This is a genomic window from Streptomyces sp. NPDC093546, assembly GCF_044765045.1.
Taxonomy (GTDB): domain Bacteria; phylum Actinomycetota; class Actinomycetes; order Streptomycetales; family Streptomycetaceae; genus Streptomyces.
Genome location: NZ_JBIWJG010000002.1, coordinates 456483 through 482907 on the forward strand (window position 1 = coordinate 456483; position 26425 = coordinate 482907).

The window sequence follows — 26425 nt, forward strand, 5'->3', positions numbered from 1 at the left end:
ATGGCCAAGAAGCTCATACACGCCGTCGCCGGCGTCGCGCTCTTCGCTGCTGCAGGGGTGGGAATCGCGGTGTCCGCCGAGGATCCCGGCTGGGGCGCGGGGACGACGCACGTCGCTGCGGCTCTGGATCCCGGTTGGGGTGGGGCGACTCCGCTCGCCGCCGAAGCCCTGGACCCCGGTTGGGGTGCGAAGGCTCCGCTCGCCGCCGAAGCCCTGGACCCGGGCTGGGGCGGTACCGCTCCGGCCGCCAACGATCCCGGCTGGGGGTCCGCGGGCGCATGAACGTTCCCGACGACTCGCGTTTCCGTCGCGAGATGGCGTCGGCCTACCGCTCCGGGTGGCATTTCATCGACCTCGTCACGGCCGTGCCGCACAGTGGCGATTCGTTGATGGTCACCCTCTTCGGTGAGCCCATCGTCATCACGCGAGGCGACGACGAGGACATCCGCGCCTACCGCTGCCTGCGCCGGCCCCGCGGGGCCCCACAGCCCGTCCGGTGCGCCATTCGCTACGGCATGATTTTCGTCAACCTCGACCAGCGTGACCACCAGCTCGTCGAGCCGGAGACCACCACCGCCACCCCCCGCAGCGCCTGAGCGGTTCCCCCGTCGTTGTAAATCGCTCAGGTGCTTCCCCCACACAGCGGCACCATCGTGACCTGAACACGATGGTGCCGCTGTGCTTTTTGCCCGGGACGGGGCTTACGCCCGGCCCATGGCGCGCGTGAGCGCGATCTCGATGACGACCCGGTCCGGGTTGGGCGAGGGCGTGCGGCCGTAGCGCTCCGCGTACCGGGCGACCGCGTCCGCGACGACGTCCGGCTCCGTACGGATCCGGGCCACGCCCTCCAGCGTCGCCCAGCGCCCCTTGTCGACCTGGCACACCGCCACCCGCGCCCCGTCGGCGCCCGCCGCGAGCACGTTGGCGACCTTGCGGCTGTGCTTGTTGGTGATCACCCGGGCGATGCCCTTCTCGCCGCCCTCGGGGTCGTACGTCACGCCCACCGCGACGACGTGCGGTGTGCCGTCCGGGCGGGGCGTGGTGAGGGTGGACATGTGGTACTCGCGCCAGAAGCCGAGGTACGAGTCGCCGGGGTTACGGGGGTCTATGGCCATGTGCCGGAACCTACCGGGGGTGGCTTCCGCGAGCCAGCTTGAGTGGAATAGACTCAACTTTGTGTACGTTGGATGAGTCAAACCAGGAATGGGAAGAAGAGGAGGAGACGTCGACGTGGACGCCGAGCTGACCAACCGGAGCCGGGACGCGCTCAACGCGGCCACCAGCCGCGCCGTGTCCGACGGGCACCCCGACCTGACCCCCGCGCACCTGCTGCTCGCGCTGCTGGAGGGCCAGGACAACGAGAACATCATCGACCTGCTCGCCGCCGTCGACGCCGACCAGGCCGCGCTGCGCTCGGGCGCCGAGCGGCTGCTCGCCGCCCAGCCCAGCGTCACCGGCTCCACCGTCGCCCCGCCCCAGCCCAACCGTGACCTGCTCGCCGTCGTCGCCGACGCCACGCAGCGCGCCAAGGAGCTCGGCGACGACTACGTATCGACCGAACACCTGCTCATCGGGGTCGCCGCCAAGGGCGGCCAGGCGGGCGAGCTGCTGGAGCGGCAAGGCGCCGGGGCGCGCAAGCTGCTGGACGCCTTCGAGAAGGCGAGGGGAGGACGCCGCGTGACCACACCGGACCCGGAGGGCCAGTACAAGGCCCTGGAGAAGTTCGGCACCGACTTCACCGCCGCGGCCCGCGAGGGGAAGCTGGACCCGGTCATCGGCCGGGACCAGGAGATCCGCCGCGTCGTGCAGGTGCTGTCCCGCCGCACCAAGAACAACCCCGTGCTCATCGGCGAGCCCGGCGTCGGCAAGACCGCCGTGGTGGAGGGCCTCGCCCAGCGCATCGTCAAGGGCGACGTCCCGGAGAGCCTGAAGAACAAGCGGCTGGTCGCGCTCGACCTCGGCGCGATGGTCGCGGGCGCGAAGTACCGCGGCGAGTTCGAGGAGCGGCTGAAGACCGTCCTGTCCGAGATCAAGGCGAGCGACGGCCAGATCATCACCTTCATCGACGAGCTGCACACGGTCGTCGGCGCGGGCGCCGGCGGCGACTCCGCCATGGACGCGGGCAACATGCTCAAGCCCATGCTGGCCCGCGGCGAGCTGCGCATGGTCGGCGCCACCACCCTCGACGAGTACCGCGAGCGCATCGAGAAGGACCCCGCCCTGGAGCGCCGCTTCCAGCAGGTCCTGGTCGCCGAGCCGAGCGTCGAGGACACCATCGCGATCCTGCGCGGCCTCAAGGGCCGGTACGAGGCCCACCACAAGGTCCAGATCGCCGACTCGGCGCTCGTCGCCGCGGCCACGCTCTCGGACCGCTACATCACCTCCCGCTTCCTGCCGGACAAGGCCATCGACCTCGTCGACGAGGCCGCGTCCCGGCTGCGCATGGAGATCGACTCCTCGCCCGTCGAGATCGACGAGCTCCAGCGCTCCGTCGACCGCCTGCGCATGGAGGAGCTCGCGCTCAAGAACGAGTCCGACCCCGCCTCCGTACAGCGCCTGGAGAAGCTGCGGCGCGACCTCGCCGACCGCGAGGAGGAGCTGCGCGGCCTGACCGCCCGCTGGGAGAAGGAGAAGCAGGGCCTCAACCGCGTCGGTGAGCTGAAGGAGAAGCTCGACGACCTGCGCGGCCAGGCCGAGCGCGCCCAGCGCGACGGCGACTTCGACACCGCGTCCAAGCTGCTGTACGGCGAGATCCCGGCCGTCGAGCGGGAGCTGGAGGCGGCCACCGAGGCCGAGCAGGAAGCGGCGAAGACCGGTGACCGGAAGAGCACGATGGTCAAGGACGAGGTCGGCGCAGACGACATCGCCGACGTCGTCGGCGCCTGGACCGGCATCCCGGCCGGGCGGCTGCTGGAGGGCGAGACCCAGAAGCTGCTGCGGATGGAGGACGAGCTCGGCCGCCGCCTGATCGGCCAGACCGAGGCCGTACAGGCGGTGTCGGACGCCGTCCGCCGCACCCGCGCCGGGATCTCCGACCCCGACCGGCCCACCGGATCGTTCCTCTTCCTCGGCCCCACCGGTGTCGGCAAGACCGAGCTGGCCAAGGCGCTCGCCGACTTCCTCTTCGACGACGAGCGGGCCATGGTGCGCATCGACATGAGCGAGTACGGCGAGAAGCACAGCGTCGCCCGGCTCGTCGGCGCGCCCCCCGGCTACGTCGGCTACGAGGAGGGCGGCCAGCTCACCGAGGCCGTACGCCGCCGCCCGTACAGCGTGGTGCTGCTGGACGAGGTGGAGAAGGCCCACCCGGAGGTCTTCGACATCCTGCTCCAGGTCCTGGACGACGGACGGCTGACCGACGGCCAGGGCCGTACGGTCGACTTCCGCAACACCATCCTCATCCTCACCTCCAACCTGGGCAGCCACTTCCTGATGGACCCGGTCGCCCCGGAGGAGCAGAAGAAGGAGCAGGTCCTGGAGGTCGTCCGCGCCTCCTTCAAGCCGGAGTTCCTCAACCGACTGGACGACATCGTCGTCTTCTCGGCCCTCGACCGCGAGCAGCTCGCCCACATCGCGAAGCTCCAGATCGCCCGCCTCGCGGCGCGCCTCGCCGAGCGGCGCCTCACCCTGGACGTCACCCCCGAGGCCCTGGACTGGATCGCCATCGAGGGCTTCGACCCGGCGTACGGCGCCCGCCCGCTGCGCCGCCTGGTCCAGACGGCGATCGGCGACAGCCTCGCCAAGGAGATCCTCGCGGGAGAGGTCAGGGACGGCGACACGGTCCGCGTCGACCGCGCCGACGACGGCCTGGTCGTGGGCGCGGTGCGGTAGCGCAAGGCCGGGCGGAAGATCCGGCGGAAGGCACCGGTGCTACGTGCCGTGGGCGAAGAGGCGTACGAGGGCGGTCTTCCCGTCCTCGTACGTCACCTCCAGGCCCACGGCCGAGAGGTCCGCGTCGCCGTACTCCGCGTGCAGGCACAGGTCCGTGCCGCAGGACCCGGCACGGGGCTCCGCCGTCGGCCAGGTCTTCGCGATCCACGCCTCCGCCCCGGCACCCTCCATCCGGAACTCGGCCCTGACGTAGGTGTCCTGCCAGTGGGCACCCGAGCAGCGGGCGTCCCGGGCGCCCTCGGGCAGGGCGCCCCGGGCGTAGGCCATCGCCTTGTCACAGGGCACCGGCTGCTCCCGGCCGGACTCGCTCAGGGAGTACGCGCCCCACGCGAGGCAGCCGGCCGGCAGTCCCAGGACCGCCAGCAGGGCCAGGCACATCCACCCCCAGCGCGTACCGCGCCGCTTCTCTTCTTTTCCGCTCTTCCCCGTCATGAGCACCGAATCATGTCAGCCCGCAGCGGATCGCCGCCGTCCGCGCTTGCCACGTCCGGGCGGGGATGGGAGAGGATGGCCGCAATCGTACGAAGGGAAATTCACGGTGAGCATCGACCCGTCCTCGATTCCGAATTTCGGGGGCCAGCCCCAGCCGCAGCAGGCCGCAGGACCGGCGGGCCCCGTCGTCCCGGACCAGGATCTCGTCAAGCAGCTCCTCGAGCAGATGGAGCTGAAGTACGTCGTCGACGACGAGGGCGACCTCGCGGCGCCCTGGGAGGAATTCCGCACGTACTTCATGTTCCGCGGCGAGGGTGACCAGCAGGTCTACTCGGTGCGGACCTTCTACGACCGGGCGCACCCGGTCGAGAACAAGGAGAAGATCCTCGAGACGATCGACGACTGGAACCGCCGCACCCTGTGGCCGAAGGTCTACTCGCACCTGCACGAGGACGAGCAGGGCGGCGCCACCGTCCGGCTCATCGGCGAGGCGCAGATGCTGATCGGCACCGGGGTCAACCTGGAGCACTTCGTGCAGTCGACGGTCAGCTGGGTGCGGGCGTCCATCGAGTTCGACAAGTGGCTCGTGGAGCAGTTCGGCCTGGAGGGCGCCGAGGGCGCCGAGGGCGCCGACGGCCCGGACGGGGACGCCGAATAGGCGGTCGGGTCACAGGGCCATGGTGGCGAGCGTGAGCACGTACGCCCCGTAGGCGAACGACAGCCCGGCCAGGGCGGCGGTCACCACGACCGCCGCCCCCGGCCGGGCTTTCCGCAGGGCGCACGCCACCGGCACCAGCAGCGGGAACGCCGGCAGCAGGAAGCGCGGCTTCGACTCGAAGAACCCGGAGCCGCCGACCGCGATGACCACCAGCACCGCCGTGTAGACGACCAGCGGCAGCGGCGGCCGGTCCAGCAGGAAGAGCGCGAGGAGCACCACCCCGACGGCCGTCAGCGCCAGCGACATGGTGAAGCCGAGGTCCATGGGGCGCGTGACGACGGTGCGGACGAAGCGCAGGGTGCCGGCCCCGAAGTCGAACCGCGACGTCCAGCCGGCCTGCACCGCGAAGTAGCCGCCCAGCAGGTCGCCCCGGCGCGCGCCCACCCACAGCACGTAGCCCGCCCAGCCCGCCGGGGCCAGCGCGGCCCCCGCCCACACCCGCCAGTCGGTCCGGCCGCGCGCGTCCCGCACCAGGGCGCAGGCGGCCGTCACCACCACCGCCGCCGCGACGGCCACCCCGTTCGGGCGCGCCGCGCCCGCCAGGGCCGCGAGCGCCCCCGCCCACAGCCAGTGCCGGGTCAGCACCGCGTACAGCGCCCAGGCCGCGAAGGCGGTCATCACCGGCTCCGTGTACGCCATCGACAGCACGATCGAGTGCGGCAGCAGCCCCCACAGCGCCACCAGCGCGGTCGCCACGCCCCGCCCGTAGAGCCGCTCGCCGATCCGGAAGATCCCCCAGGCGGCCGCGCCCGCCGCCGTCCAGGAGACCAGCAGCCCGGCGGTGCCGCCCGCGACCGGCAGGACCGCCGTCACCACGCGGACGAGCCCGGGGTAGAGCGGGAAGAACGCCAGGTCGGACTGGACGGCACCGTCCGGCCAGTACAGCGTCCTGCCGTAGCCGTGGGCGGCGATCCGCAGGTACCAGTCGGAGTCCCAGGAACCGGCGAGCAGCGCCCGCGGCGAGCGGCCGGTGTGCCAGGCCCACAGCGCCATCACCAGCATCCCGGTCAGCCGGGCGGCGGCGAACAGCCCCAGCGCGGGGGCGGCCCGGTGCAGCGTGGCGAGGGGCCGCCAGGCCGCGCTCGGCGCGCCGGGGCGGAAGGTCTCGGCGGACGTCTCGGCGGACAGGGTGCACCTCCGTGCGCGTGCGCGGGACGGTTCACCCCGACCCTGTGCGGAGCACGGCGGCGGCGCGAGCGCAGCGGATCCGCCCGGGTGGTCGCCGCCCCGGCCGGGTCCCCCGCGCGCGTGTCGCCGTGACAGCGGCGCGACGAGCGGCTACAGCGACTGCTGGAGCCCCCGCAGCCGGTCCGCCGCCTCGCGGAGCAGGCCCTCCGTCTTGCAGAAGGCGAACCGCACGTGGGCGCGGCCGGCCTCCGGGTCGTCGTAGAAGACCATCGTCGGCACCGCGACCACGCCGCACCGCTCCGGCAGGCTCCGGCAGAAGGCCAGGCCGTCCTTCTCGCCGAGCGGGGTGATGTCGGCGGTGATGAAGTACGTGCCCTGCGGCCGGAAGACCCCGAACCCCACCTCCGTGAGCGAGCCGGCGAGCAGGTCGCGCTTGGCGCGCAGGTCCTCGCGCAGCCCGGTGAAGTAGCTCTCCGGCAGGCGCAGGGCCTCGGCGACGGCGTACTGGAAGGGACCCGCGCTCACATAGGTGAGGTACTGCTTGGCGGTGCGGACGGCCGTCACGAGCGGGGCGGACGCGGTCACCCAGCCGACCTTCCAGCCCGTGTACGAGAACGTCTTGCCCGCGGAGGACAGGGTCACGGTCCGCTCGCGCATGCCGGGGAAGGTCGCGATGGGCACGTGCTCCGCGGTGTCGAAGACGAGGTGCTCGTACACCTCGTCGGTGACGACGAGCAGGTCGCGCTCGACGGCGAGCGCCGCGATGGCGGCGAGCTCCTCGCGGGTGAGGACGGTGCCGGTGGGGTTGTGCGGGGTGTTGAGCAGGATGAGGCGGGTGCGGTCGGTGACGGCGGCCCGCAGCTCGTCCAGGTCGAGGGTGAACCGGTCCTCGGACGGCCGCAGCGTGACCGGGACACGGGTGCCGCCCGCCATCGCGATGCAGGCCGCGTACGAGTCGTAGTACGGCTCCAGCGCGATCACCTCGTCGCCCGGCTCGACCAGCGCCAGCAGGGCCGCCGCGATGCCCTCCGTGGCGCCGGCCGTGACGAGGACCTCGGTGTCGGGGTCGTACGCCAGGCCGTAGCGGCTGCGCTGGTGCTCGGCGACGGCGGTGCGCAGCTCCGGGATGCCGGGGCCGGGCGGGTACTGGTTGCCGCGGCCGTCGCGCAGGGCGCGCACCGCCGCTTCCCGGACCTCCTCGGGGCCGTCGGTGTCGGGGAAGCCCTGGCCCAGGTTGATGGAGCCGGTGCGGACGGCCAGCGCGGACATCTCCGCGAAGATCGTCGTGCCGAAGGCGGCGAGGCGGCGGTTCAGCAGGGGGCGCGGCGGTCGCGGCGGCAGTGTCATGGCGGCCATCCTGAGCCGAACCTCTGGACTGGCTCAAGTCTGCTTTCACCCGGGTGTGGCCGGGGGATCCCCCCGCCATGGAAGCGATCCTGTATGCGGCGGCCGTCGTCGCCATCGTGGGTGGTGTGGTCCTGGCGGTCGTCAGGTCCGAGGAGAGGGTCCAGCAGATACGCGGCAGCGGGAGCGGCAGCTGGTGGGCGGGTGACAGCCCGTACGTGCCGAGGACACCGACGAAGAGGACGCCGGCGAAGCGGTCCTCCTCGGGCGGCTCGTCGTCCGGTTCCTCGTCCAGCTCCTCCGCCGACTCCTCGTGCTCCAGCACTTCGTCCTGTTCCAGCTCCTGCGGCTCGTCCTGCGGCGGCGGGGGCGGGTGCAGCTGAAACCTCTGGACTTGCTCAATTCCGATTAGCGCGCGTGACCGTGGGGGCATTCCCCAGTCACGTATGACGACGGGGGAAGGGGAAACCCATGGACATCGGTCCCGTATTGGTCGGGGCGGGGTTGGTGACCGCCTTGGTGATCCTGGTCAGCTCGGTCGGCGGTGGCGGCAGCGCACATCGGCCGCGGAGCTCGCGCCGGCGCGACAACAGCTGGTGGGCCGGCAGCGGGGGAGGGTCCTCGTGCGGCGGTGGCTCGTCCTGTGGCGGCAGCTCCTCCTGCGGCGGTGGTGGTGGCGGAGGGGGCGGATGCGGTGGCGGAGGCGGCTGACACGGGGCAGCCGGTCCGCGACACCACAGAGGGAGCCCGGCGCCACGCAACTCGCGCCGGGCTTCCCCGCGTTGGCCGTTTGTAGGGTCTACCGGTCCATTTATGTTGAACAGTTGAACCGTCAGGCCCTCTAAGGGATGGAAACCACGGCAAGTTGGGTAATACCGCTGTGAGCAACTCGCAGTTCGTGATTCCCTCGCTGTCGAAATCATCCAGTTCTCGGACCTCGTGCGTGGACCCCGAGGCGGAGATGTGCCGGTCCCTCTGAAGCCTTCCGGGACGCCCCCGGTCCACCCGTCAAACCGTGTTTGCGGAGACGACCCATGCTCACGACGCTCAACACCGCGTACACCGACACGCGCGCCGACGACCTGGCCTGGGCGCTGGGGCGCGAGGCGCTGCCCGCCCTCGCCGTGCTCGATCTCGAACTCGGCGGCGCCACGATCCAGTTGAGACTTCTCGGCGCCTCGCACCAGGTCCTGCTGGAGGAGGAGCGGGGCAGATGCTCGGAGACCGTGGCCTGCATGCCGGGCAGCAGCACGCCGCTGCCGCTGGGCGTGGCCGAGCGGATCGGCGCGTGGGAGTACGAGTTCGCCGCCCGCGTCGAGACGCTGTCCGAGGGGTCGTTCGCCGGGCGCGCGCAGGAGCTGCTCGCGCTCGTGGCGGACCACCCCCACGGCCTCGCCGGTACGTTCCCGGGCTCGCCGCACGCCTTCACGGCGATGCTGGCGCAGCGGCACGAAGACCAGGTGCGGTGGCGCACCTGGCACGCGTACCCGCAGGAGGGGCAGCTGGTCGTCACCAGGACGAGGGTCGGCGTCCGTATGCCTGCACCGCTGTAAGTCCACCCGTGTGGGTGACAAGTGGTCACCAGGGCGCGACGTAGCGTTATGGAGTGATCGAAGCGCCGTCCGCCTCCCGCCCCACCGTGCCGCCGCCCGCGCGGGCCGCGGCGGCCCTGCCCCTGCGGCAGCGCGCGGGACGGTTCCTGGTGCTGTTCGCGGTCTTCGTCTGCGCCGCCTGCGGGCTGGTGTACGAGCTGGAGCTGGTCGCCCTCGCGTCGTATCTCATCGGGGACTCGGTCACCCAGGCGTCCGTCGTGCTGTCCGTGATGGTCTTCGCGATGGGCGTGGGGGCGCTGCTCGCGAAGCGGCTGCGCTGCCGCGCGGCGGTCGGCTTCGGTCTCGTCGAGGCCGCGCTGGCGCTGGTCGGCGGCTGCTCGGCGCTGGTGCTGTACGCCGCGTTCGCGTGGGCGGGCGGGGCGCGGGAGGCGCTCGTCGCGTTCTCGCTCGCGATCGGCGTGCTGATCGGCGCCGAGATACCGCTGCTGATGACGCTGATCCAGCGGATCTCGCACCGCCCCGAGCAGGATCCGGGCGGCACGGTCGCGGACCTCTTCGCCGCGGACTACGTGGGAGCGCTCGTCGGCGGGCTCGCCTTCCCCTTCCTCCTGCTGCCGTGGCTGGGGCAGCTGACAAGTGCGTTGCTCACCGGGGCCGTCAACGTGGTCGCGGGCGGGGCGCTCGTGCTGTGGCTGTTCGGACGCGACCTGACGGGCCGTGAGCGGTGGCTCCTCGCCGTCGCCAATGTGGTGGTCCTGGGGGTGCTGGCGACCGCGGCCGTCCAGGTCGACGACTTCGAGGGGGCGGCGCGGCGGGCGGTGTACGGCGAGCGGGTGCGGGTCGCCGTCCAGACGAGCGTCCAGGAAGTGGTGCTCACGGGCGGGGCCGACGAGCCGCCGGAGCTGTTCCTGGACGGACGGCTGCGCGTCAGCGGGCACGACGAGCGGCGCTACCACGAGGCGCTGGTCCACCCGGCGATGCGCGGGCGGCACGGGCGCGTGCTGATCCTCGGCGGAGGCGACGGACTGGCGCTCCGCGAAGTCCTGCGGTACGCCGACGTCGAGGCGGTGACGGTGGTCGAGCTGGACCCCGGCGTGGTGCGCCTCGCCCGCACGGACCCGGCGCTCGCGCGGCTCAACGACCGCGCGTACGCCGACCCGAGGGTGCGGGTGGTGCACGCCGACGCGTTCCGCTGGCTGCGCGAGGCGGCGGAGCCGGGGGCGTATGACGTGGTGCTGTCGGACCTGCCGGACCCCGGCATCACCGCCTCCACCAAGCTGTACTCCCAGGAGTTCTACGGCCTGGCGGCGCGGGTGCTCGACGACGGCGGGCGGCTCGGCGTCCACGCGGGGCCGTCGGCGTCCCGGCCGCGCACCTACTGGACGGTCGATGCCACCCTGCGCGCGGCCGGCTTTGCGACCCGGGCGTACTGCGCCGAGGGGAGGCGCTCCGGCTTCGCCGCCGGGCCCGACCGCTCCACGGGCGGCGGGGCGGCGCCGGGCGACTGGGGGTTCCTCCTCGCCGCGTTGTCCGGTCCGCCGCCCTCGCCGGGCACGCCGCCCGGGCACTGCCGCGGGCCCGCCCCCGCGGGGGAGCTGCCGCCCTCCACGCTGGTACACCCGCGGTACGCCGAGTGACGTGAGCGCCGGGCGTCGGTAGGCTCGGCTCCCATGGAGCATGAGGTGTTCGTTCCGGTCACCGTGCAAGCCGTCCGCGAGGTGCTGGCGGACCCCGCCCGCGTCGCCCGCTGCGTCCCAGGGCTCCAACAGGACGCCGACGCGTCGGCCGGCCCGCTGTCGGGCCGCCTCAAGGTGCGCGCCGGCGGCCACTCGATCACCTACCGCGGCACCCTGCGCGTCACCGAGCAGGAGGACGGCGCGTACGCCGTCGAGGGCGAGGGCACGGAGGTGCGCGGCTCCGGTTCGGTGAAGCTGGCCATGACGGTACGTCCGGCGGAGGCCGAGGGCGGCACGACCCTCGCCGTCACCGCCACCCTCCGGGCGGACGGCCGCCTGGCGGAACTCCCGGCCGACGCGACGGCCGCCACGGCACACCGCCTGCTGGACCGTTTCGCCGAGTCCCTGGCGAACACCGCCACGGCCCCCGACTGGTCGGCCTCTCCGGACGAGGACGAGGACGACATCGACGACGACGGGGTCGACGAGGGTGCCGAGACGCGGCTGTACGACACCCCCGTGCCTCCCTCCGCCCTGGACTCCCCGGCGGACGAGGACGACGACGCGTTCGGGCCGGACGAGCCCCCCGCCGAGGCCGCGCACGCGCGGCGGACCATGATCGGGCGCAGCGCCGAGGAGGTCGACCACGCGCCGCCGCGCGGGCGTTACGCGCCCACGCCGGGTCCGGAGGCCGCGTCGGCCACCGCGACCCTGCGGTGGCTGGCCCCCGCCGCCGCGCTCGCGCTCGCGTCCGCCGTGGTCGCCGGGCGCGCGCTGCGGCGCCGGAACCGGCGGAAGTAGTGTCGGTGGTGTGACTGACGTGACCAGTAGCAGCGCCGAGAGCGCGCGCGTCCGGCTCGTGGCCGGAGACGCGGAGTTGACCGTCCGCCCGGACAACGGGTGCCGTATCGAGAGCCTCCGTATCGCCGGCACGGAACTGCTCCGGCAGGGCGAGCGGTACGGTTCCTTCCCGATGGTGCCGTGGTGCGGGCGGGTCGCGAACGGCCGGTTCCTGAACGGCGCGACGCGCCACCAGCTGCCCCTGAACGCGCCCCCGCACGCCATTCACGGCACCGGTCGCGACACCGCCTGGCACACCGCACGCGCCGACAAGGCGGAGGCGGCGTTCACGTACGACCTCGCCGAGCCGTGGCCGTACCCGGGGCGGGTCACCCAGACCTTCGAGCTGACCGAGGACGCGCTGACCCTGCGCCTCGGTATCGAGACGTACGGCGACTCCTTCCCGGCGCAGGCCGGCTGGCACCCGTGGTTCAACCGCGTCCTCAGTGAGGACGGCCCCGTACGGATCGACTTCACCGCCGCCTGGCAGGAGGAGCGCGGGGACGACCACCTGCCCACCGGGCGCCGGATCGACCCGCGGCCCGGCCCCTGGGACGACTGCTTCGGCATGCCCGACGGCGTGGACGTCACCCTCACCTGGCCCGGGCGCCTGGAGCTCAAGGTCACCAGCCGCGCCGAGTGGGTGGTCGTCTACGACGAGCAGGCCGAAGCCGTCTGCGTGGAGCCCCAGTCGGGCCCGCCCAACGGCCTCAACACCCACCCGCGCCTGGTCACGCCCATCGAGCCGCTGGAGATCGAGTCCACCTGGGCGTGGCGGCGGCTGTGAGCGGCTCGCACTGGCACCGCCTAAGCTCGTGGGCATGACTGACGTACGTGCCGAGCTGCTGCAGCAGATCAAGGACAAGGCCGTGGTGCACGGCAAGGTGACCCTCTCCTCGGGTCTGGAGGCCGACTACTACGTCGACCTGCGCCGTATCACCCTGGACGGCGCTGCCGCACCGCTCGTGGGTCAGGTCATGCTCGATCTGACCGCCGACCTCGACTACGACGCGGTGGGCGGCCTCACCCTCGGCGCCGACCCGGTCGCCACCTCGATGCTGCACGCCTCCGCCGCGCGCGGCCGGCAGCTCGACGCCTTCGTCGTCCGCAAGGCCGCCAAGGCGCACGGCATGCAGCGCCGTGTGGAGGGCCCGGACATCAAGGGCCGCCGCGTCCTCGTGGTGGAGGACACCTCCACCACCGGCGGTTCGCCGCTGACCGCCGTCGAGGCGGTCCGCGAGGCGGGCGCGGAGGTCGTCGCCGTGGCGACGATCGTCGACCGGGCCACGGGCGCGGCGGAGAAGATCAGCGAGACGGCGGGTGTGCCGTACCTCTACGCGTACGCCCTCGACGAGCTCGGTCTCGCCTGACGGGCCTGACAGAGCTGACGTATCTGACCTGCGGTGTTGCCGAGGGGCGGTCCGTTTCACGTGAAACGGACCGCCCCTCTTGGCACGCGCCGGTGGAGCCCGGGCCCCCGTCTGGGATGATGAGTGCGACGATGACGTCGCCCCCAGGTCAGGGATAGCAACGAACGCAACCGCACATCACAAGGAGCGGACAGATGCCCATCGCAACCCCCGAGGTCTACACCGAGATGCTCGACCGGGCGAAGGCAGGCAAGTTCGCCTACCCGGCCATCAACGTCACCTCGTCGCAGACTCTGCACGCGGCCCTGCGGGGCTTCGCGGAGGCGGAGAGCGACGGCATCATCCAGATCTCGACCGGTGGTGCGGAGTTCCTGGGCGGCCAGTACAGCAAGGACATGGTCACGGGCGCGGTCGCCCTGGCCGAGTTCGCGCACATCGTCGCCGCGAAGTACGACATCACCGTCGCGCTCCACACCGACCACTGCCCGAAGGACAAGCTGGACGGCTACGTGCGTCCGCTGCTCGCCCTGTCCGCCGAGCGCGTCGCCAAGGGTGAGAACCCGCTGTTCCAGTCGCACATGTGGGACGGCTCCGCCGAGACCCTCGCCGACAACCTGGCCATCGGCCAGGAGCTGCTCGCGCAGGCCGCCGCCGCCAAGATCATCCTCGAGGTCGAGATCACCCCGACCGGCGGCGAGGAGGACGGCGTCACCCACGAGATCAACGACGAGCTGTACACCACCGTCGACGACGCCATCCGCACCGCCGAGGCGCTCGGCCTGGGCGAGAAGGGCCGCTACCTGCTGGCCGCCTCCTTCGGCAACGTCCACGGCGTCTACAAGCCGGGCAACGTCGTGCTCCGCCCCGAGCTGCTCAAGGACCTCCAGCAGGGTGTCGCCGAGCGCTTCGGCAAGGCTAACCCCTTCGACTTCGTCTTCCACGGCGGCTCCGGCTCCACGCAGGAGGAGATCTCCACCGCGCTGGAGAACGGCGTCGTGAAGATGAACATCGACACGGACACCCAGTACGCCTTCACCCGTCCGGTCGCGGACCACATGTTCAAGAACTACGACGGCGTGCTGAAGGTCGACGGCGAGGTCGGCTCCAAGAAGACCTACGACCCGCGCACCTGGGGCAAGCTGGCCGAGGCGGGCATGGCCACGCGCGTCACCGAGGCGTGCGCGGCGCTGCGCTCCACCGGCACCAAGCTGAAGTAACGACCTGATCGTCCGACACAGGCCCGGCATCGCTCCCGCGGTGCCGGGCCTGTGACACTAGGGGCATGTCCCTTCACGAGAACCTGCTGGGCGGTCCGCCCCCCACGCACCTGCCCGACGACCCCGAGCCGCGCGAGCTGCTGGCCTCCGGTGCCGCGCCCTCCGACGTCGCCGCCAAGTACCCGTCGTCCTCGCTGGCGTGGGCCCAGCTCGCCGATGACGCGTTCCAGGCCGGCCGGGTCGTGGAGTCGTACGCGTACGCCAGGACCGGGTACCACCGCGGCCTGGACGCCCTCCGCCGCAACGGCTGGAAGGGCCACGGCCCGGTGCCGTGGGAGCACGAGCCGAACCGGGGCTTCCTGCGGGCCCTGCACGCCCTGGCGCGCGCCGCGCAGGCGATCGGCGAGCAGCAGGAGTACGAGCGCTGCTCGACGTTCCTGCGCGACTCCTCGCCCCTCGCGGCCGACACCCTCGGCTGACATCCTCGGCTGACCCGCCCCGAAGGCGCGGCCCGCCTTGACAGCGTGGCCCGCCTCCACGACGGGCCCCGCCCAGCCGTCTACCGCCCGGTACGATCGCACAAGCCAGCGAATCACCGGGGGGAAGATCACTCGTGGGCAAACGTGCCGCCGCACCCACAGGAGGCCGTCGCCGCAAGGGCGGCGGCGGCAGACGGCGCGGCGGCACCCGTCGTGCGGCCCGCGGTTCCGCCGTCCCGAGGGTGCTGCTCGTCCTCGGCCTGGTGACCCTCTGCCTCGGCGGCGCCGCCGCCGTCGCGCAGTGGCGGGACGGCGGCACGGACGAGTCGACCGCAGTGGGCCGCCCCGGAAACGCCGGCAGCCCCCTCGCGCCGCCCGTCGGCAGTCCGCTGGAGGAGCCGGTGCCGCCGGGCGCGTCGCCCGACCGGTCCGCCGCCTCGCCGCGCGCGAGCCGCAGCGCCTCGCCCCGCGCCCCGCAGCCCGGGAAGGACCGGCCCCCGGCGCAGACCCCGGCCGCGGTGCCGTCCTCCGTGCCGTCCTCCGGCGCCGGGACCTTCACCACCGCCCGCACCGGCGGCGACAAGGTCGGCACCGGCCCGCTGCGCCGCTACCGCGTCCAGGTCGAGGACGGCATCGACGGCGTCGGCGGCCTGGAGATCTCCGCCGCCCAGGCCGCCGAGGAGATCGAGCGGATCCTCGCGCACCCGCGGGGCTGGGCCGCGCACGGCCGCGGCTCCTTCCAGCTGGTGACGGAGGACGCCGACTTCGTCATCCGGATCGCCACCCCCGACACCGCCGACGCGCTGTGCGGGGCGCAGGGGCTCGACACGGGCGGCGAGCTGAACTGCGAGACCGTCGACGGCGTCGTCGTGAACCTCAAGCGCTGGATGCTCGGCTCGCCCACCTTCGCCGGTACCCCTGCCGAGTACCGGCACCTGATCATCAACCACGAGATCGGGCACGAGATAGGCATCCGGCAGCACATGGGCTGCCCGGGCCCCGGGCAGCCCGCCCCGGTGATGATGCAGCAGATCAAGGGCCTGGACGGCTGCGTCTCCAACGCCTGGCCGTACGCCGAGGACGGCCGGTACCTCACGGGGCCGATCGTGTGAGGAAGCCGGTCGTGTCATGATGCGACTGGGGTCGCACACAGACACCGTGCAGGCGCACGCGTGTGCGATCCCGAGGGGACCGGGGCCCTACCTGCCGGGACACTCGCGAGTGAGCCAAAGGGGCGCGCGGGCGTCGAAAGGGAGAACGCGCGGAGGTCGCGAGGTACGAGCGACCGAGCACGATCGACCGTCGACGCACGCTTGAGCGCCCCGAAGGCGAACCGAGCGCCCAAAAGGGGGGCAGACCGCTACCCGGTAGCACGCATTGATGGAGACAGCGATGTCTACTTCCCCCGACGCCTCCGCGGCCGGTTCGGACACCCCGAACCTCGACTTCGCAGGCACGACGCCGTACGAGGACTACGTCCAGGCGGACGTCCTCACCCACCTCCAGCATCCTCTCTCGGACGATCCGGGAGAGATGGTCTTCCTGGTCACCACCCAGGTCATGGAGCTGTGGTTCACCGTCATCGTCCACGAGTGGGAGACCGCGAGCCGCGCCCTGCGCGAGGACCGCATCCCCGTCGCGATGGACGCGCTGAAGCGCTCCGTGCGCGAGCTGGAGGCGCTGAACGCCTCCTGGACGCCGCTCGCCCAGCTGACCCCCGCGCAGTTCAACTCCTACCGCAGCGCCCTCGGCGAGGGCTCCGGCTTCCAGTCGGCGATGTACCGGCGGCTGGAGTTCCTGCTCGGTGAGAAGTCCGCGTCGATGCTGGTGCCGCACCGCGGCGCGCCGCGCGTCCACGCCGAGCTGGAGAAGGCGCTGTACGAGCCGAGCCTGTACGACGAGGTGCTGCGGCTCCTCGCGCGGCGCGGCCTGCCGGTGCCGGCGGAGGTCCTCGACCGCGACCTGTCGCAGAGGTACGAGCCGTCGCCGGCCGTGGAGGAGATCTGGGCGAGCGTCTACGCCGACCCCGACCAGAACGGCGAACTGGTACGCCTCGGCGAGGCGTTGACGGACGTCGCCGAGCTGGTGTGGCGGTGGCGCAACGACCATCTCGTGGCCACGCGCCGCGCGATGGGCTCCAAGACGGGCACGGGCGGCTCCGCCGGGGTGGCCTGGCTGGAGAAGCGGGCCCGCAAGAACGTGTTCCCCGAGCTGTGGACGGCGCGCAGTCATGTCTGAACTCCGGAACCGGGCGTCCCTGCTGGACGCCAAGGACGAACTGGCCAAGCATCGCGAGCTGTTCGCGCTCGACGGCGGTGTCTACCTCGACGGCAACTCGCTCGGCGCGCTGCCCCGCCATGTGCCCGACCGCGTGGCCGACGTCATCAACCGCCAGTGGGGCGAGCTGCGCATCCGCTCGTGGGACGAGAGCGGCTGGTGGACCGCGCCCGAGCGGATCGGCGACCGGATCGCGCCCCTCGTCGGCGCGGGGCCCGGCCAGGTGGTGGTCGGCGACTCGACGAGCGTCAACGTCTTCAAGGCGCTGGTCGGAGCCGTACGGCTGGCCGACGAGGACCGCGACGAGATCCTGGTCGACGCGACGACGTTCCCCACGGACGGCTACCTCGCCGAGTCGGCCGCCCGTATGACCGGCAAGCGGCTGGTGCCGGTCGCGCCCGGTGACGTGCCGGCCGCCGTCGGCCCGCGGACCGCCGCCGTACTGGTCAACCACGTCGACTACCGCACCGGACGCCTCCACGACCTGCCCGGCACGACGGCGGCGATCCACGCCGCCGGCGCCCTCGCCGTGTGGGACCTGTGCCACAGCGCGGGCGCGCTCCCCGTCGGCCTGGACGCGCACGGCGTGGACCTCGCCGTCGGCTGCACGTACAAGTACCTCAACGGCGGCCCCGGCGCGCCCGCGTACCTGTACGTCGCCGAGCGCCACCAGCCGCGCTTCGACTCCCCGCTGCCCGGCTGGACCTCGCACGCCGACCCCTTCGCCATGGAGCCGCGCTACGCGGCGGCCGAGGGCGCGGTGCGCGGGCGCGTCGGCACGCCCGACATCCTCTCCATGCTGGCGCTGGAGGCGGCGCTGGACGTGTGGGACGGGGTGTCCATCGAGGCCGTACGGGCCAAGAGTCTCGCGCTGACGGACTTCTTCCTGGAGTGCGTGCGCGCGTACGTCCCCGAGGGCCGGCTCACGTCCGTGACGCCCGAGGCGCACGCCGAGCGCGGCAGCCAGGTCGCGTTCCGCTGCCCGGACGCCCCCGCCGTGATGAAGGAGCTCATCGCCCGGGGCATCGTCGGCGACCTGCGCCGCCCTGACGTGCTGCGATTCGGCTTCACGCCGTTGTACGTCGGGTTCGCCGACACCGAGCGGGCGGCGCGCGTGCTCGCGGACGTTCTTTCGGAGCGTACGGGCTGATGTTCGGCCCTGATCTGCGGGGGCGCCAGTCCTGGTACCGTCCCCGCAGGTCAGGCCAATTCGGCCCCGTCACCGAAAGGTTGAGCAACCATGCCCGACCCTGCCGCACGCGCCGCTCGCGACGCCGCCGAGGAGGCGTCGGCCCTGTCGCATCCGGCCGTCGACCCGGACTCCACCGCCGCGTACGGTGACCACCCGGACCAGGTCGTGGACTTCTACGCCCCGCGCCAGGGTGAGTGCGCGCCGCTCGTCGTCGTGCTGCACGGCGGGGCGTGGCGGGCTCCGTACGACCGCCGCCACGTCACGCCCTTCGCGGACTTCCTGGCGCGCCGCGGTTTCGCCGTCGCCAACGTCGAGTACCGCCGGGGCGGCGAGATCCCCGCGCCCCGGGGCAACGGCCCGGTCGCCGGGCGGTGGCCGGAGACCTTCGACGACGTGGCCGCCGCGCTCGACGCCCTGCCCGGGCTCGTACGGACCCACCTGCCGCAGGCCGACCCGCGGCGCACGGTCGTCACCGGGCACTCGGCGGGCGGCCACCTGGCGCTGTGGGCGGCCGCCCGGCACGTCCTGCCCGCCGGTTCGCCCTGGCGCCTCGACGCGCCGCCCGAGCTGCGCGGCGTCGTGGCCCTCGCGCCCATCGCGCACTTCGAGCGCGCGGTGGAGCTGGACGTCTGCGGCGGCGCGGTGTCCCAGCTGCTCGGCGGCGAGGCGGAGTTCAAGGAGCGGGCGGCTGTGGCCGACCCGGCGGCCCTGCTGCCGACGGGCATCGCCACGGCCGTGGTGCAGGGCCGCGACGACACCGTCGTCCCGCAGGCCGTCGCCGAGGCGTACGTGGACGCGGCGGCCAGGGCGGGCGAGATGGTCGGGCTGACGCTGCTGGACGGCGTGGGCCACTTCCCGCTGATCGACCCGGCGGCGGACGCGTGCGCGGTGGTGGCGGAGGAGATCGCCCAGCTGGCCTGGTGAGGAGGACCCCTTGGTACCCGGCCGTAGTACCTGGGACGGACCCGGAAGGATCCGCACCGAAGGGGACGACCGCCTGCCGGGCGCGCGCCTACGGTGGACGGCGTGACCGACACCAAGACCCGCAGCCCGGAGTACCGGATGGCGCACGGCCTGCTCCAGGGCCTGCGCCGTGAGCTCCTCGACGACGCCCTGGCCTACCGGCTGCTCCCCCCGATGGGGACGGACGGACCGGTGACCAGGCGGCTGCCGCGCCTGATACGCGGCTACCTCGCGTGGTTCCCGCACGCCCTCGTGGTCGGGGCCGCCCTGGTGGTCCTCGGCCTCGGGTACACGGACGGCCAGCCGGTCACCGGGCTCGTCCCGGCCGCCGCCGTCCTGCTGACGCTCGTCCGGCCGGTCGCCGCCTTCTGGCTGTCGCTGCTGACCGCCCCGTTCGTCAGCGTCCTCTCCGGCTTCTGGGACGGCTGGCCCTGGGCCCCCACCAGTTTCGGCGCGCACCTCGTCGTGCTGACCGTGGCGGCGGCCCGGACCCGCCCGCGCGCCGCCGTGTGGATGTGGGCGCTGACCGGGATCTACGGGTTCTTCTGCGAGGCCGTCCTCAGCCACGGCGGCGGCAACCAGACCGCGCCCATGATGGTCATGTCCGCCCTCGTCCTGCTGGTCGTCGCCGTGCTGCACACCCGCCGCGAGGCCCGGCAGGAGATCACCGCCCAGCAGACCGTCACCGAGCGGGAGCGGTCCATGCGCACCCTGCTGGAGGAGCGCACCACCATCGCCCGCGAGCTGCACGACGTGGTCGCCCACCACATGTCGGTCGTCGCCATCCAGGCGGAGGCCGCGCCCTACCGGGTGGAGAACCCGCCGCCCGAGCTGGAGCAGGCGTTCGCGACGATCCGCGAGAACGCAGTCGCCGCGCTGACCGAGCTGCGCCGCGTCCTCGGTGTCGTACGGGCCCAGGACTACGAGGCCCCGGACGCCCCGCAGCCGACCCTCGCCGATCTCGGCGGGCTGGTCGCCAACGTCCGCGAGGCGGGCCTCGTCGTCGAGTCGGCGGTGACCGGCGCGGTGCGGGAGCTGCCGCAGGGCGTGGAGCTCTCCGCGTACCGGATCGTGCAGGAGGCGCTCAGCAACGTGCTGCGGCACGCGCCGGGCGCGGCGGCGAAGGTGGAGGTGGCGTACGTCCTCGGCGGCTTGGGCCTCAGAATCGTCAACGGCCCGGCGAAGGGCCTGGTCAAGCCCTCCCCCGGAGCGGGGCACGGGATCACGGGCATGAGGGAGCGGGTGGCGATGCTGGACGGCGAGATGACCGCCGGGGCGACGGACGACGGCGGCTACGAGGTCGCGGTGTTCCTGCCGGTGCCCGCGGTGAAGGATCCGGCATGACCATCCGCGTACTGATCGTCGACGACCAGATGATGGTCCGCGAGGGCTTCTCCGTCCTGCTGAACGCCATGCCCGGCATCGAGGTCGCGGGCGAGGCCGTCAACGGCCGCGAGGCCGTCGCGCGGGTCGCGGAGCTGCGCCCGGACGTCGTCCTGATGGACATCCGCATGCCGGAGATGAACGGCATCGACGCCACCCGCGAGATCGTCGCGGCGGACGGCGACGCGAAGGTGCTGGTGCTGACCACCTTCGACCTGGACGAGTACGTGTACCAGGCGCTGCGCGCCGGAGCGTCCGGCTTCCTGCTGAAGGACGCCTCGGCGCGGCAGCTGGCGGACGGCGTACGGGTCGTGGCGGCGGGCGAGGCGCTGCTGGCGCCGACCGTCACCAAGCGGTTGATCACCGAGTTCGCACAGCGGGCCGAGCCGCTGCGGGCGCCGGCGTCGGCGCAGGTCGGCGACCTGACCGAGCGCGAGACGGAGGTGCTGGTGCTGATCGCGCAGGGCCTGTCGAACGCCGAGATCGCGTCCCGTCTCGTCGTCGCCGAGTCCACGATCAAGACGCATGTGAGCCGGATCCTGGTAAAGCTGGGGCTGCGGGACCGGACGCAGGCGGCGGTGTTCGCGTACGAAGCGCGGCTGGTGACGCCGAGCTGAGCCGTGCGTAAGGTCGGCGCATGGACTTCGACCCGTGGTCCCCGCAGTTCGTCGCCGACCCCTACCCCGCCTACGCGGAGCTGCGCGCCCGTGGCCGGGCGCACTTCTTCGAGCCGACGCGGCAGTGGCTGGTGCCCCGTCACGCCGATGTCGCGGCCCTGCTGCGGGACCGGCGGCTGGGGCGGACGTACCGGCACCGCTTCACGGACGCGGACTTCGGCCGCACGCCGCCCCCGGCCGCGCACGAGCCGTTCCACACCCTCAACGACCACGGGATGCTGGACCTGGAGCCGCCGGACCACACGCGGATCCGGCGGCTGGTGTCGAAGGCGTTCACGCCGCGGACGGTGGAGCGGCTGCGGCCGTACGTCGACCGGCTCGCGGGCGAGCTGGTGGACGCCCTGGTGGCGGAGGGCGGGGGAGACCTGCTGACCGCCGTCGCCGAGCCGCTGCCGGTCGCGGTCATCGCGGAGATGCTCGGCATCCCGGAGTCGGACCGGGGGCTGCTGCGGCCGTGGTCGGCGGCGATCTGCGGGATGTTCGAGCTGAACCCGTCGGAGGAGACGGCGCGGGCGGCCGTCGCGGCGTCGGTCGAGTTCTCCGCGTACCTGCGGGGCCTGATCGCCGAGCGGCGTACGGCGCCGGGCGAGGACCTGATCAGCGCGCTGGTCGCCGCGTACGAGGAGGGCGACCGGCTCAGCGAGCAGGAGATGGTCTCCACGTGCGTGCTGCTGCTGAACGCGGGCCACGAGGCGACGGTCAACACCACCGTGAACGGCTGGTGGGCCCTCTTCCGCCACCCCGAGCAGCTCGCGGCCCTGCGGGCGGGTGAGGTCGAGTTGTCCACAGCTGTGGAGGAACTTCTCCGCTACGACACCCCGCTCCAGCTCTTCGAGCGCTGGGTGCTGGACGACATCGAGATCGACGGCACCACCATCCCGCGCGGCTCCGAGGTCGCCCTGCTCTTCGGCTCCGCCAACCGCGATCCGGCCGCCTTCGACCACCCCGACACGCTGGACCTGTCCCGCCGGGACAACCCCCACGTCTCCTTCGGCGCGGGCATCCACTACTGCCTCGGCGCCCCGCTGGCCCGCGTCGAGCTGGCCGCGTCGCTGGCGGCCCTGCTGGAGCGCGCGCCGACGCTGCGGCTCGCGAAGGCACCGGAGCGGGGTTCGCACTTCGTGATCCGGGGGCTGAACGGGCTGCTGGTGGAGGTTTGAGGCCCTACGCCAGTACGTCCCGGCGCCGCAGCCCCGCCAGGCCGGCCGCCACCAGGGCCGCCGCCAGGCCGGTCAGCACCAGCACCGGCGCCCAGGCCATCTCGGCGCCGGGCAGCTTCGGCAGGTGACCGTACGGCGACAAGTGCAGCGCCGCCTGGGGCAGGTCCAGCGCCGGGCCGATCCAGCCCAGGGCCAGGCACAGTCCCGCCACCCCCCACGCCGCCGGAGCCGCGTTCGGCAGCACGCCGTGCAGCAGCACCGTCAGACCGCCGAGCACCCAGACCGCCGGAAGCTGGGCGAGCGCGGCGCCCAGGATCGGGCCGCCGTCCTTGCCGTACGCGAGGGACAGCCCGGCCGCCGCCGCGACCGTCAGCGCTGCCGCGCCACCGAAGGCGATGACCAGGTGGCCCGCCGCCCAGCGCAGCCTGCCGACGGCGTTCGCCAGGACCGGTTCGGCGCGCTGAGAGGTCTCCTCCCCGTGCAGCCGGAGCACCGAGCCGACGACGTACAGGGCCGCGACCATCCCGAAGAGGCCAACCAAGGTGGCGAGGAAGGCGTTCTCCAGTCCGGACTGCCCGCCCATGCGCGCGAAGATCCGCTGGGCCTGCTCGTTGTCGCCCACCAGGTCGCTCGCGCCCTCGACCATGCCGCCGAAGACGACGCCCGCGATGAGGAAGCCGACCGTCCAGCCGAGGAGGCCGCCACGCTGGAGCCGCCACGCCAGGCCGCCCGCCTTGGCGATGCGGCCCTCCGCCGGACCGGGGCGGGTGGGCAGGAAGCTCATGCCGACGCCGCGGCGGTCGGCGAGCGCGTATGCCACCCCGCCCTGGGCGGCGACCGCCGCCGCCATCAGCAGCAGCACCCACCAGCGCTCGCCGGCGAAGGCGCGTACGTTCTGCGCCCAGCCGATGGGAGAGGCCCAGGTCAGCGCGCGCGAGTCACCGGCGTCACCGGCCGCGCGCAGTACGAAGGCGAGGCCCAGGAGCGCGGCCGTCATCCCCTTGGCGAGCCTGGTGCTTTCGGTGAACTGCGCGACGATCGCGGCCATGGTGGCGAAGACCATGCCGGTCCCGCCGACCGCGAGGCCGAGCGCGAGCGCCCCGGCCGCGCCCTCGCCGGACAGTCCGGCGGTGATGAAGAGGGCGACGGCGGCGTTGGCGGTGAGGGCGGTGAGCAGCGCGGCGGTCAGCGGCGCCCGGCGGCCCACCCGGGCGGACGACAGCATCTCCTGACGGCCCGTCTCCTCCTCCTCCCGTGTGTGCCGTACGACGATGACCAGGCTCATCACGGCGGCCAGCACCGCCGCGAACGTGGCGAACCGCCAGGCGACCAGCGCGCCGGTCGAGTCGCCGAACACCGGCCCGTACAGCGAGCGCATCGAGCTGTTGGCGGTCATCGACGCGGCGAGGTCGGCGCGCTTCGCGGGCGTGTCGTACAGGGCCTCCAGCGATCCGGCACCGCTCGCGACCATGCCGCCGACGACCACGGCCCACAGCGGCAGCATCAGTCGGTCGCGGCGCAGTGCGAGCCGGGTGAGGGCCCCCGTCCCGGTGAAGGCGGTCATCGTGCGGCTCCCTCGTAGTGCCGGAGGAACAGCTCCTCCAGGGTGGGCGGGGTGCTGGTCAGGGACCGCACTCCGCTCTCGGTCAGGGCCCTGAGCAGCGCGTCCAGCCGGTCGCTCTCCACCTGGAGCGTGACGCGGTTGCCCTGGACGTCGAGGTCGTGGACGCCGGGCAGGTGCGCGAGGCCGTTGGGCGGTCCGGCGAGCTCGGCCGTGACGCTGGTACGGGTGAGGTGGCGGAGCTCGGCGAGGGAACCGGTCTCCACGGTGCGGCCTTTGCGGATGATGCTGACGCGGTCGCAGAGGCTTTCCACCTCGCTGAGGATGTGGGAGGACAGCAGGACCGTCCGGCCGCGCTCCCGCTGCTCGGCGACGCACCGTTGGAAGACCTCCTCCATCAGCGGGTCGAGACCGCTCGTGGGCTCGTCCAGGATCAGCAGGTCCACGTCCGACGCGAAAGCCGCGACGAGGGCGACCTTCTGGCGGTTGCCCTTGGAGTACGTACGCCCCTTCTTCGTCGGATCCAGCTCGAACCGCTCGATGAGCTCGGTACGCCGTGCCTTGTCGAGACCGCCGCGGAGCCTGCCGTACAGGTCGATGACCTCGCCGCCGGAGAGGTTGCGCCACAGGGCCACGTCACCGGGGACGTACGCCACCCGCCGGTGCAGTGCGACGGCATCGCGCCAGGGGTCGCGGCCGAGGAGCCGGGCGGTACCGGAGTCGGCGCGCAGCAGGCCCAGCAGGACGCGGAGGGTGGTGGACTTGCCGGCGCCGTTGGGGCCGAGGAAGCCGTGGACCTCGCCGGCCCTGACGGTCAGATCGAGGCCGTCCAGTGCGTGCGTCCGCCCGAACGACTTCTGGAGTCCGGAGACGGTGATGGCGTTCATCATGCTTCGGAACATACGGTAGTTTCACAAATTTGTGAAGTTAAGGAATCGTATAAAGTTGAGGGCATGTCCATGGAGAACGAGGAACCACCGGCCAACCGCTTCGTGGAGCGCTTCGCTGCCGAGCTGACCGAGGCCGGCATGCAGCGGATGGCCTCCCGCGTCTTCGCCGCGCTGCTCGCTTCCGAGAGCGGCGCGCTGACTTCCGCCGAGCTCTCCGAGCGGCTGCGGATCAGTCCGGCGGCGGTCTCCGGCGCCGTCCGCTACCTCAACCAGGTCGGCATGGTCGGCCGCGAGCGCGAACCGGGCTCGCGGCGGGACCGGTACGTCCTGCACAACGAGCTCTGGTACGAGACCTTCACCCGCCGCGACCAGGTCCTCTCCCGTTGGGAGACGGTTCTGCGCGACGGCGCCGAGACGCTGGGCCCGGACTCGGCGGCAGGGGCGCGGGTGGCGGAGACGGCGGAGTTCTTCGCGTTCCTCCAGAAGGAGATGCACGAACTGCTGGACCGCTGGCGCGAATACCGGGCGGCGAACCGCAGGATCGGATGAAATCATGGGCGAATGTCAACTGCCTTGCGTCGTACCGCCGCTGTCCTCGTCCTGCTCGCCGGAGCCGCCCTCGGCTTCTGGGTCGTCTTCGGAGCGCCCCACGACTGGACGGGCGGCATGCGGCTGCTGAAGTTCGCCCTCGGCCTGACCTCCCTGGGACTGATATCCGGCAGCGCGTGGCTGATGTTCCCCGGCTCGGCGGACGACGACGAGGACAGCGACACGAACCCCCACCCGATGACGGGCCCGCTGGACGCGCTGTAAGCCGGCCGCCGAGCGTTACGCCGCCGGCAGCATCAGCGACCACGCCGACGGGCGCAGCGTCCACGTGCGCGTCCACACCGGGCCCGTGACCAGGGCGTCCGCGCGGTAGCGGAAGGAGGCGCCCGAGACGGTGACCGCGGCCGCCTCCGCGCGGACCGGGTCCGCCGCCCGGGGGCGTACGACCACCTCGGCGACCCCGTCCCGGGACCGCACCGTGACGTCCTCGACCAGGTCGTCGAGGTCGCACAGCACCCGCCCGTCGGCCTCCACCCGGAGCCGGTACGTCCGCGTCGCCGGCCCCGGGCGTGTCCCCGGCACGGCGGAGGGCGCGGGGCGGACCAGCGTCCGTACCAGCGACCGGCAGGCGTCCCACACCGACGGGGGCTCCCCCGCCGCCCTCGCGGGCCCCGCCGGGATGCGCAGGCCCCGCACCACCACGCCGTCGCTGTCGTCGACCAGCAGGTCCAGCCGCCGTGCCGACCCGTCCAGCACCGCCCGGGCCGCCGCCACCGTCCCCAGCGGCACGCCGAGCGCCCCGGCCAGCTCCACCGTCCCGCGCGGCCCCACCGGGATCACCGACAGGGCCTCCCCGGCCAGCTCGCGGCCCCGGTGCAAATGAGCCACCGCCCGCAGCAGCGCCCGGTCGTCCCCGACCACCACCGGGCGCCGGGCGCCGCGCCGGGCCAGGACGCGGGCGAACTCCTCGGGCCCGTCCGGAAGGCAGATTTTCGCTTCTGCGCCGGCGAGCAGTACATCTTTCGCGATCCGTACGGACTCGCCGTCACTTCGGCGGGCGACCGGGTCGATGACCACCAAGAGCTGGTCGTGAGCCGACACCTCGGTCCTTCCTCGGGTAGTCTC

At 72.9% G+C, this 26425-nt stretch carries 28 protein-coding genes; 21 read left to right on the top strand and 7 right to left on the bottom strand.

What is annotated here, in order from left to right; genetic code table 11:
• Positions 1-282 (top strand): hypothetical protein, encoded by a 282-nt coding sequence (locus tag ACIRNI_RS05225; RefSeq protein WP_355359959.1) that lies wholly within the window; start codon positions 1-3, stop codon positions 280-282.
• Positions 279-596, top strand: coding sequence for a (2Fe-2S)-binding protein (locus ACIRNI_RS05230; RefSeq protein ID WP_073756807.1), 318 nt, complete (start codon positions 279-281; stop codon positions 594-596). Before ACIRNI_RS05225 ends, ACIRNI_RS05230 begins: the two co-directional genes overlap by 4 nt.
• A 105-nt stretch (positions 597-701) precedes the next feature.
• Here the strand turns inward: ACIRNI_RS05230 and ACIRNI_RS05235 are convergent, their stop codons facing one another.
• On the bottom strand, positions 702-1115 hold the full coding sequence (locus tag ACIRNI_RS05235; RefSeq protein WP_403548461.1) for a pyridoxamine 5'-phosphate oxidase family protein: 414 nt from the start codon (positions 1113-1115) through the stop codon (positions 702-704).
• A gap of 115 nt (positions 1116-1230) precedes the next feature.
• Between ACIRNI_RS05235 and clpB the strand changes: the two genes are divergently transcribed.
• Positions 1231-3831, top strand: a complete 2601-nt coding sequence (gene clpB / locus ACIRNI_RS05240; protein ID WP_403548463.1) for an ATP-dependent chaperone ClpB — start codon at positions 1231-1233, stop codon at positions 3829-3831.
• A gap of 39 nt (positions 3832-3870) precedes the next feature.
• On the opposite strand, the gene ACIRNI_RS05245 is transcribed toward clpB, so the two are convergent.
• Positions 3871-4323: a hypothetical protein gene (locus tag ACIRNI_RS05245; RefSeq protein ID WP_403548465.1), complete on the bottom strand. Its 453-nt coding sequence runs from the start codon at positions 4321-4323 to the stop codon at positions 3871-3873.
• A 106-nt stretch (positions 4324-4429) separates the two neighbouring features.
• Between ACIRNI_RS05245 and ACIRNI_RS05250 the strand changes: the two genes are divergently transcribed.
• The gene (locus tag ACIRNI_RS05250) at positions 4430-4981 is read left to right on the top strand and encodes a YbjN domain-containing protein (protein WP_403548467.1); all 552 of its coding nucleotides are present in this window, start codon (positions 4430-4432) and stop codon (positions 4979-4981) included.
• A gap of 9 nt (positions 4982-4990) precedes the next feature.
• Here ACIRNI_RS05250 and ACIRNI_RS05255 read toward each other — a convergent pair whose 3' ends face one another.
• Positions 4991-6169 (bottom strand): hypothetical protein, encoded by a 1179-nt coding sequence (locus tag ACIRNI_RS05255; protein ID WP_403548828.1) that lies wholly within the window; start codon positions 6167-6169, stop codon positions 4991-4993.
• Positions 6170-6319: 150 nt separating this feature from the next.
• Complete coding sequence (locus tag ACIRNI_RS05260; RefSeq protein WP_403548469.1) at positions 6320-7525, bottom strand: pyridoxal phosphate-dependent aminotransferase; 1206 nt, start codon at positions 7523-7525, stop codon at positions 6320-6322.
• Between the two features lie 68 nt (positions 7526-7593).
• Between ACIRNI_RS05260 and ACIRNI_RS05265 the strand changes: the two genes are divergently transcribed.
• The 15 genes from ACIRNI_RS05265 (at position 7594) to ACIRNI_RS05335 (ending at position 22300) form a co-directional block, all read left to right on the top strand.
• Positions 7594-7896, top strand: a complete 303-nt coding sequence (locus tag ACIRNI_RS05265) for a hypothetical protein (protein ID WP_403548471.1) — start codon at positions 7594-7596, stop codon at positions 7894-7896.
• A 651-nt stretch (positions 7897-8547) separates the two neighbouring features.
• Positions 8548-9066, top strand: coding sequence for a DUF2617 family protein (locus ACIRNI_RS05270; RefSeq protein WP_403548472.1), 519 nt, complete (start codon positions 8548-8550; stop codon positions 9064-9066).
• 53 nt (positions 9067-9119) lie between these two features.
• Positions 9120-10703 carry a polyamine aminopropyltransferase gene (locus ACIRNI_RS05275; protein WP_403548474.1) on the top strand — a complete coding sequence of 528 codons (1584 nt, stop codon included), beginning with the start codon at positions 9120-9122 and terminating at the stop codon, positions 10701-10703.
• 33 nt (positions 10704-10736) lie between these two features.
• Positions 10737-11543 (top strand): SRPBCC family protein, encoded by an 807-nt coding sequence (locus ACIRNI_RS05280; RefSeq protein WP_403548476.1) that lies wholly within the window; start codon positions 10737-10739, stop codon positions 11541-11543.
• A gap of 19 nt (positions 11544-11562) precedes the next feature.
• Positions 11563-12369, top strand: a complete 807-nt coding sequence (locus tag ACIRNI_RS05285; protein ID WP_403548478.1) for an aldose 1-epimerase — start codon at positions 11563-11565, stop codon at positions 12367-12369.
• Positions 12370-12403: 34 nt separating this feature from the next.
• On the top strand, positions 12404-12952 hold the full coding sequence (gene pyrE / locus ACIRNI_RS05290; RefSeq protein ID WP_355359927.1) for an orotate phosphoribosyltransferase: 549 nt from the start codon (positions 12404-12406) through the stop codon (positions 12950-12952).
• Positions 12953-13146: 194 nt separating this feature from the next.
• On the top strand, positions 13147-14169 hold the full coding sequence (gene fbaA / locus ACIRNI_RS05295) for a class II fructose-bisphosphate aldolase (RefSeq protein WP_403548480.1): 1023 nt from the start codon (positions 13147-13149) through the stop codon (positions 14167-14169).
• A 65-nt stretch (positions 14170-14234) separates the two neighbouring features.
• On the top strand, positions 14235-14648 hold the full coding sequence (locus ACIRNI_RS05300; protein ID WP_403548482.1) for a DUF3151 domain-containing protein: 414 nt from the start codon (positions 14235-14237) through the stop codon (positions 14646-14648).
• A 134-nt stretch (positions 14649-14782) separates the two neighbouring features.
• Positions 14783-15760 (top strand): DUF3152 domain-containing protein, encoded by a 978-nt coding sequence (locus ACIRNI_RS05305; RefSeq protein ID WP_403548483.1) that lies wholly within the window; start codon positions 14783-14785, stop codon positions 15758-15760.
• A gap of 280 nt (positions 15761-16040) precedes the next feature.
• Positions 16041-16886 (top strand): tryptophan 2,3-dioxygenase, encoded by an 846-nt coding sequence (gene kynA, locus ACIRNI_RS05310; RefSeq protein WP_403548485.1) that lies wholly within the window; start codon positions 16041-16043, stop codon positions 16884-16886.
• A complete protein-coding gene (gene kynU / locus ACIRNI_RS05315) occupies positions 16879-18075 on the top strand; it encodes a kynureninase (RefSeq protein ID WP_403548487.1) in 1197 nt (398 codons plus the stop codon). The genes kynA and kynU overlap by 8 nt, the downstream gene beginning before the upstream one ends.
• Positions 18076-18165: 90 nt before the next feature.
• Complete coding sequence (locus ACIRNI_RS05320; RefSeq protein ID WP_403548488.1) at positions 18166-19041, top strand: alpha/beta hydrolase family protein; 876 nt, start codon at positions 18166-18168, stop codon at positions 19039-19041.
• 138 nt (positions 19042-19179) lie between these two features.
• Positions 19180-20424 (top strand): sensor histidine kinase, encoded by a 1245-nt coding sequence (locus tag ACIRNI_RS05325; protein ID WP_403548830.1) that lies wholly within the window; start codon positions 19180-19182, stop codon positions 20422-20424.
• Positions 20421-21080, top strand: a complete 660-nt coding sequence (locus tag ACIRNI_RS05330; RefSeq protein WP_403548490.1) for a response regulator — start codon at positions 20421-20423, stop codon at positions 21078-21080. Before ACIRNI_RS05325 ends, ACIRNI_RS05330 begins: the two co-directional genes overlap by 4 nt.
• A 20-nt stretch (positions 21081-21100) precedes the next feature.
• The gene (locus tag ACIRNI_RS05335) at positions 21101-22300 is read left to right on the top strand and encodes a cytochrome P450 (RefSeq protein WP_403548492.1); all 1200 of its coding nucleotides are present in this window, start codon (positions 21101-21103) and stop codon (positions 22298-22300) included.
• Positions 22301-22304: 4 nt separating this feature from the next.
• On the opposite strand, the gene ACIRNI_RS05340 is transcribed toward ACIRNI_RS05335, so the two are convergent.
• Both ACIRNI_RS05340 and ACIRNI_RS05345 read right to left on the bottom strand, forming a co-directional pair.
• Positions 22305-23864, bottom strand: a complete 1560-nt coding sequence (locus ACIRNI_RS05340; RefSeq protein ID WP_403548494.1) for an ABC transporter permease — start codon at positions 23862-23864, stop codon at positions 22305-22307.
• Positions 23861-24751 (bottom strand): ATP-binding cassette domain-containing protein, encoded by an 891-nt coding sequence (locus tag ACIRNI_RS05345; protein ID WP_403548496.1) that lies wholly within the window; start codon positions 24749-24751, stop codon positions 23861-23863. Before ACIRNI_RS05345 ends, ACIRNI_RS05340 begins: the two co-directional genes overlap by 4 nt.
• Before the next feature lie 63 nt (positions 24752-24814).
• On the opposite strand from ACIRNI_RS05345, the gene ACIRNI_RS05350 reads away from it, so the two are divergent.
• Positions 24815-25300, top strand: coding sequence for a GbsR/MarR family transcriptional regulator (locus ACIRNI_RS05350; protein WP_403548498.1), 486 nt, complete (start codon positions 24815-24817; stop codon positions 25298-25300).
• Positions 25301-25312: 12 nt separating this feature from the next.
• Positions 25313-25564, top strand: coding sequence for a hypothetical protein (locus ACIRNI_RS05355; protein ID WP_403548500.1), 252 nt, complete (start codon positions 25313-25315; stop codon positions 25562-25564).
• A 15-nt stretch (positions 25565-25579) separates the two neighbouring features.
• On the opposite strand, the gene ACIRNI_RS05360 is transcribed toward ACIRNI_RS05355, so the two are convergent.
• Positions 25580-26401 carry a diacylglycerol kinase gene (locus tag ACIRNI_RS05360; protein ID WP_403548501.1) on the bottom strand — a complete coding sequence of 274 codons (822 nt, stop codon included), beginning with the start codon at positions 26399-26401 and terminating at the stop codon, positions 25580-25582.
• Positions 26402-26425 lie beyond the last annotated feature (24 nt).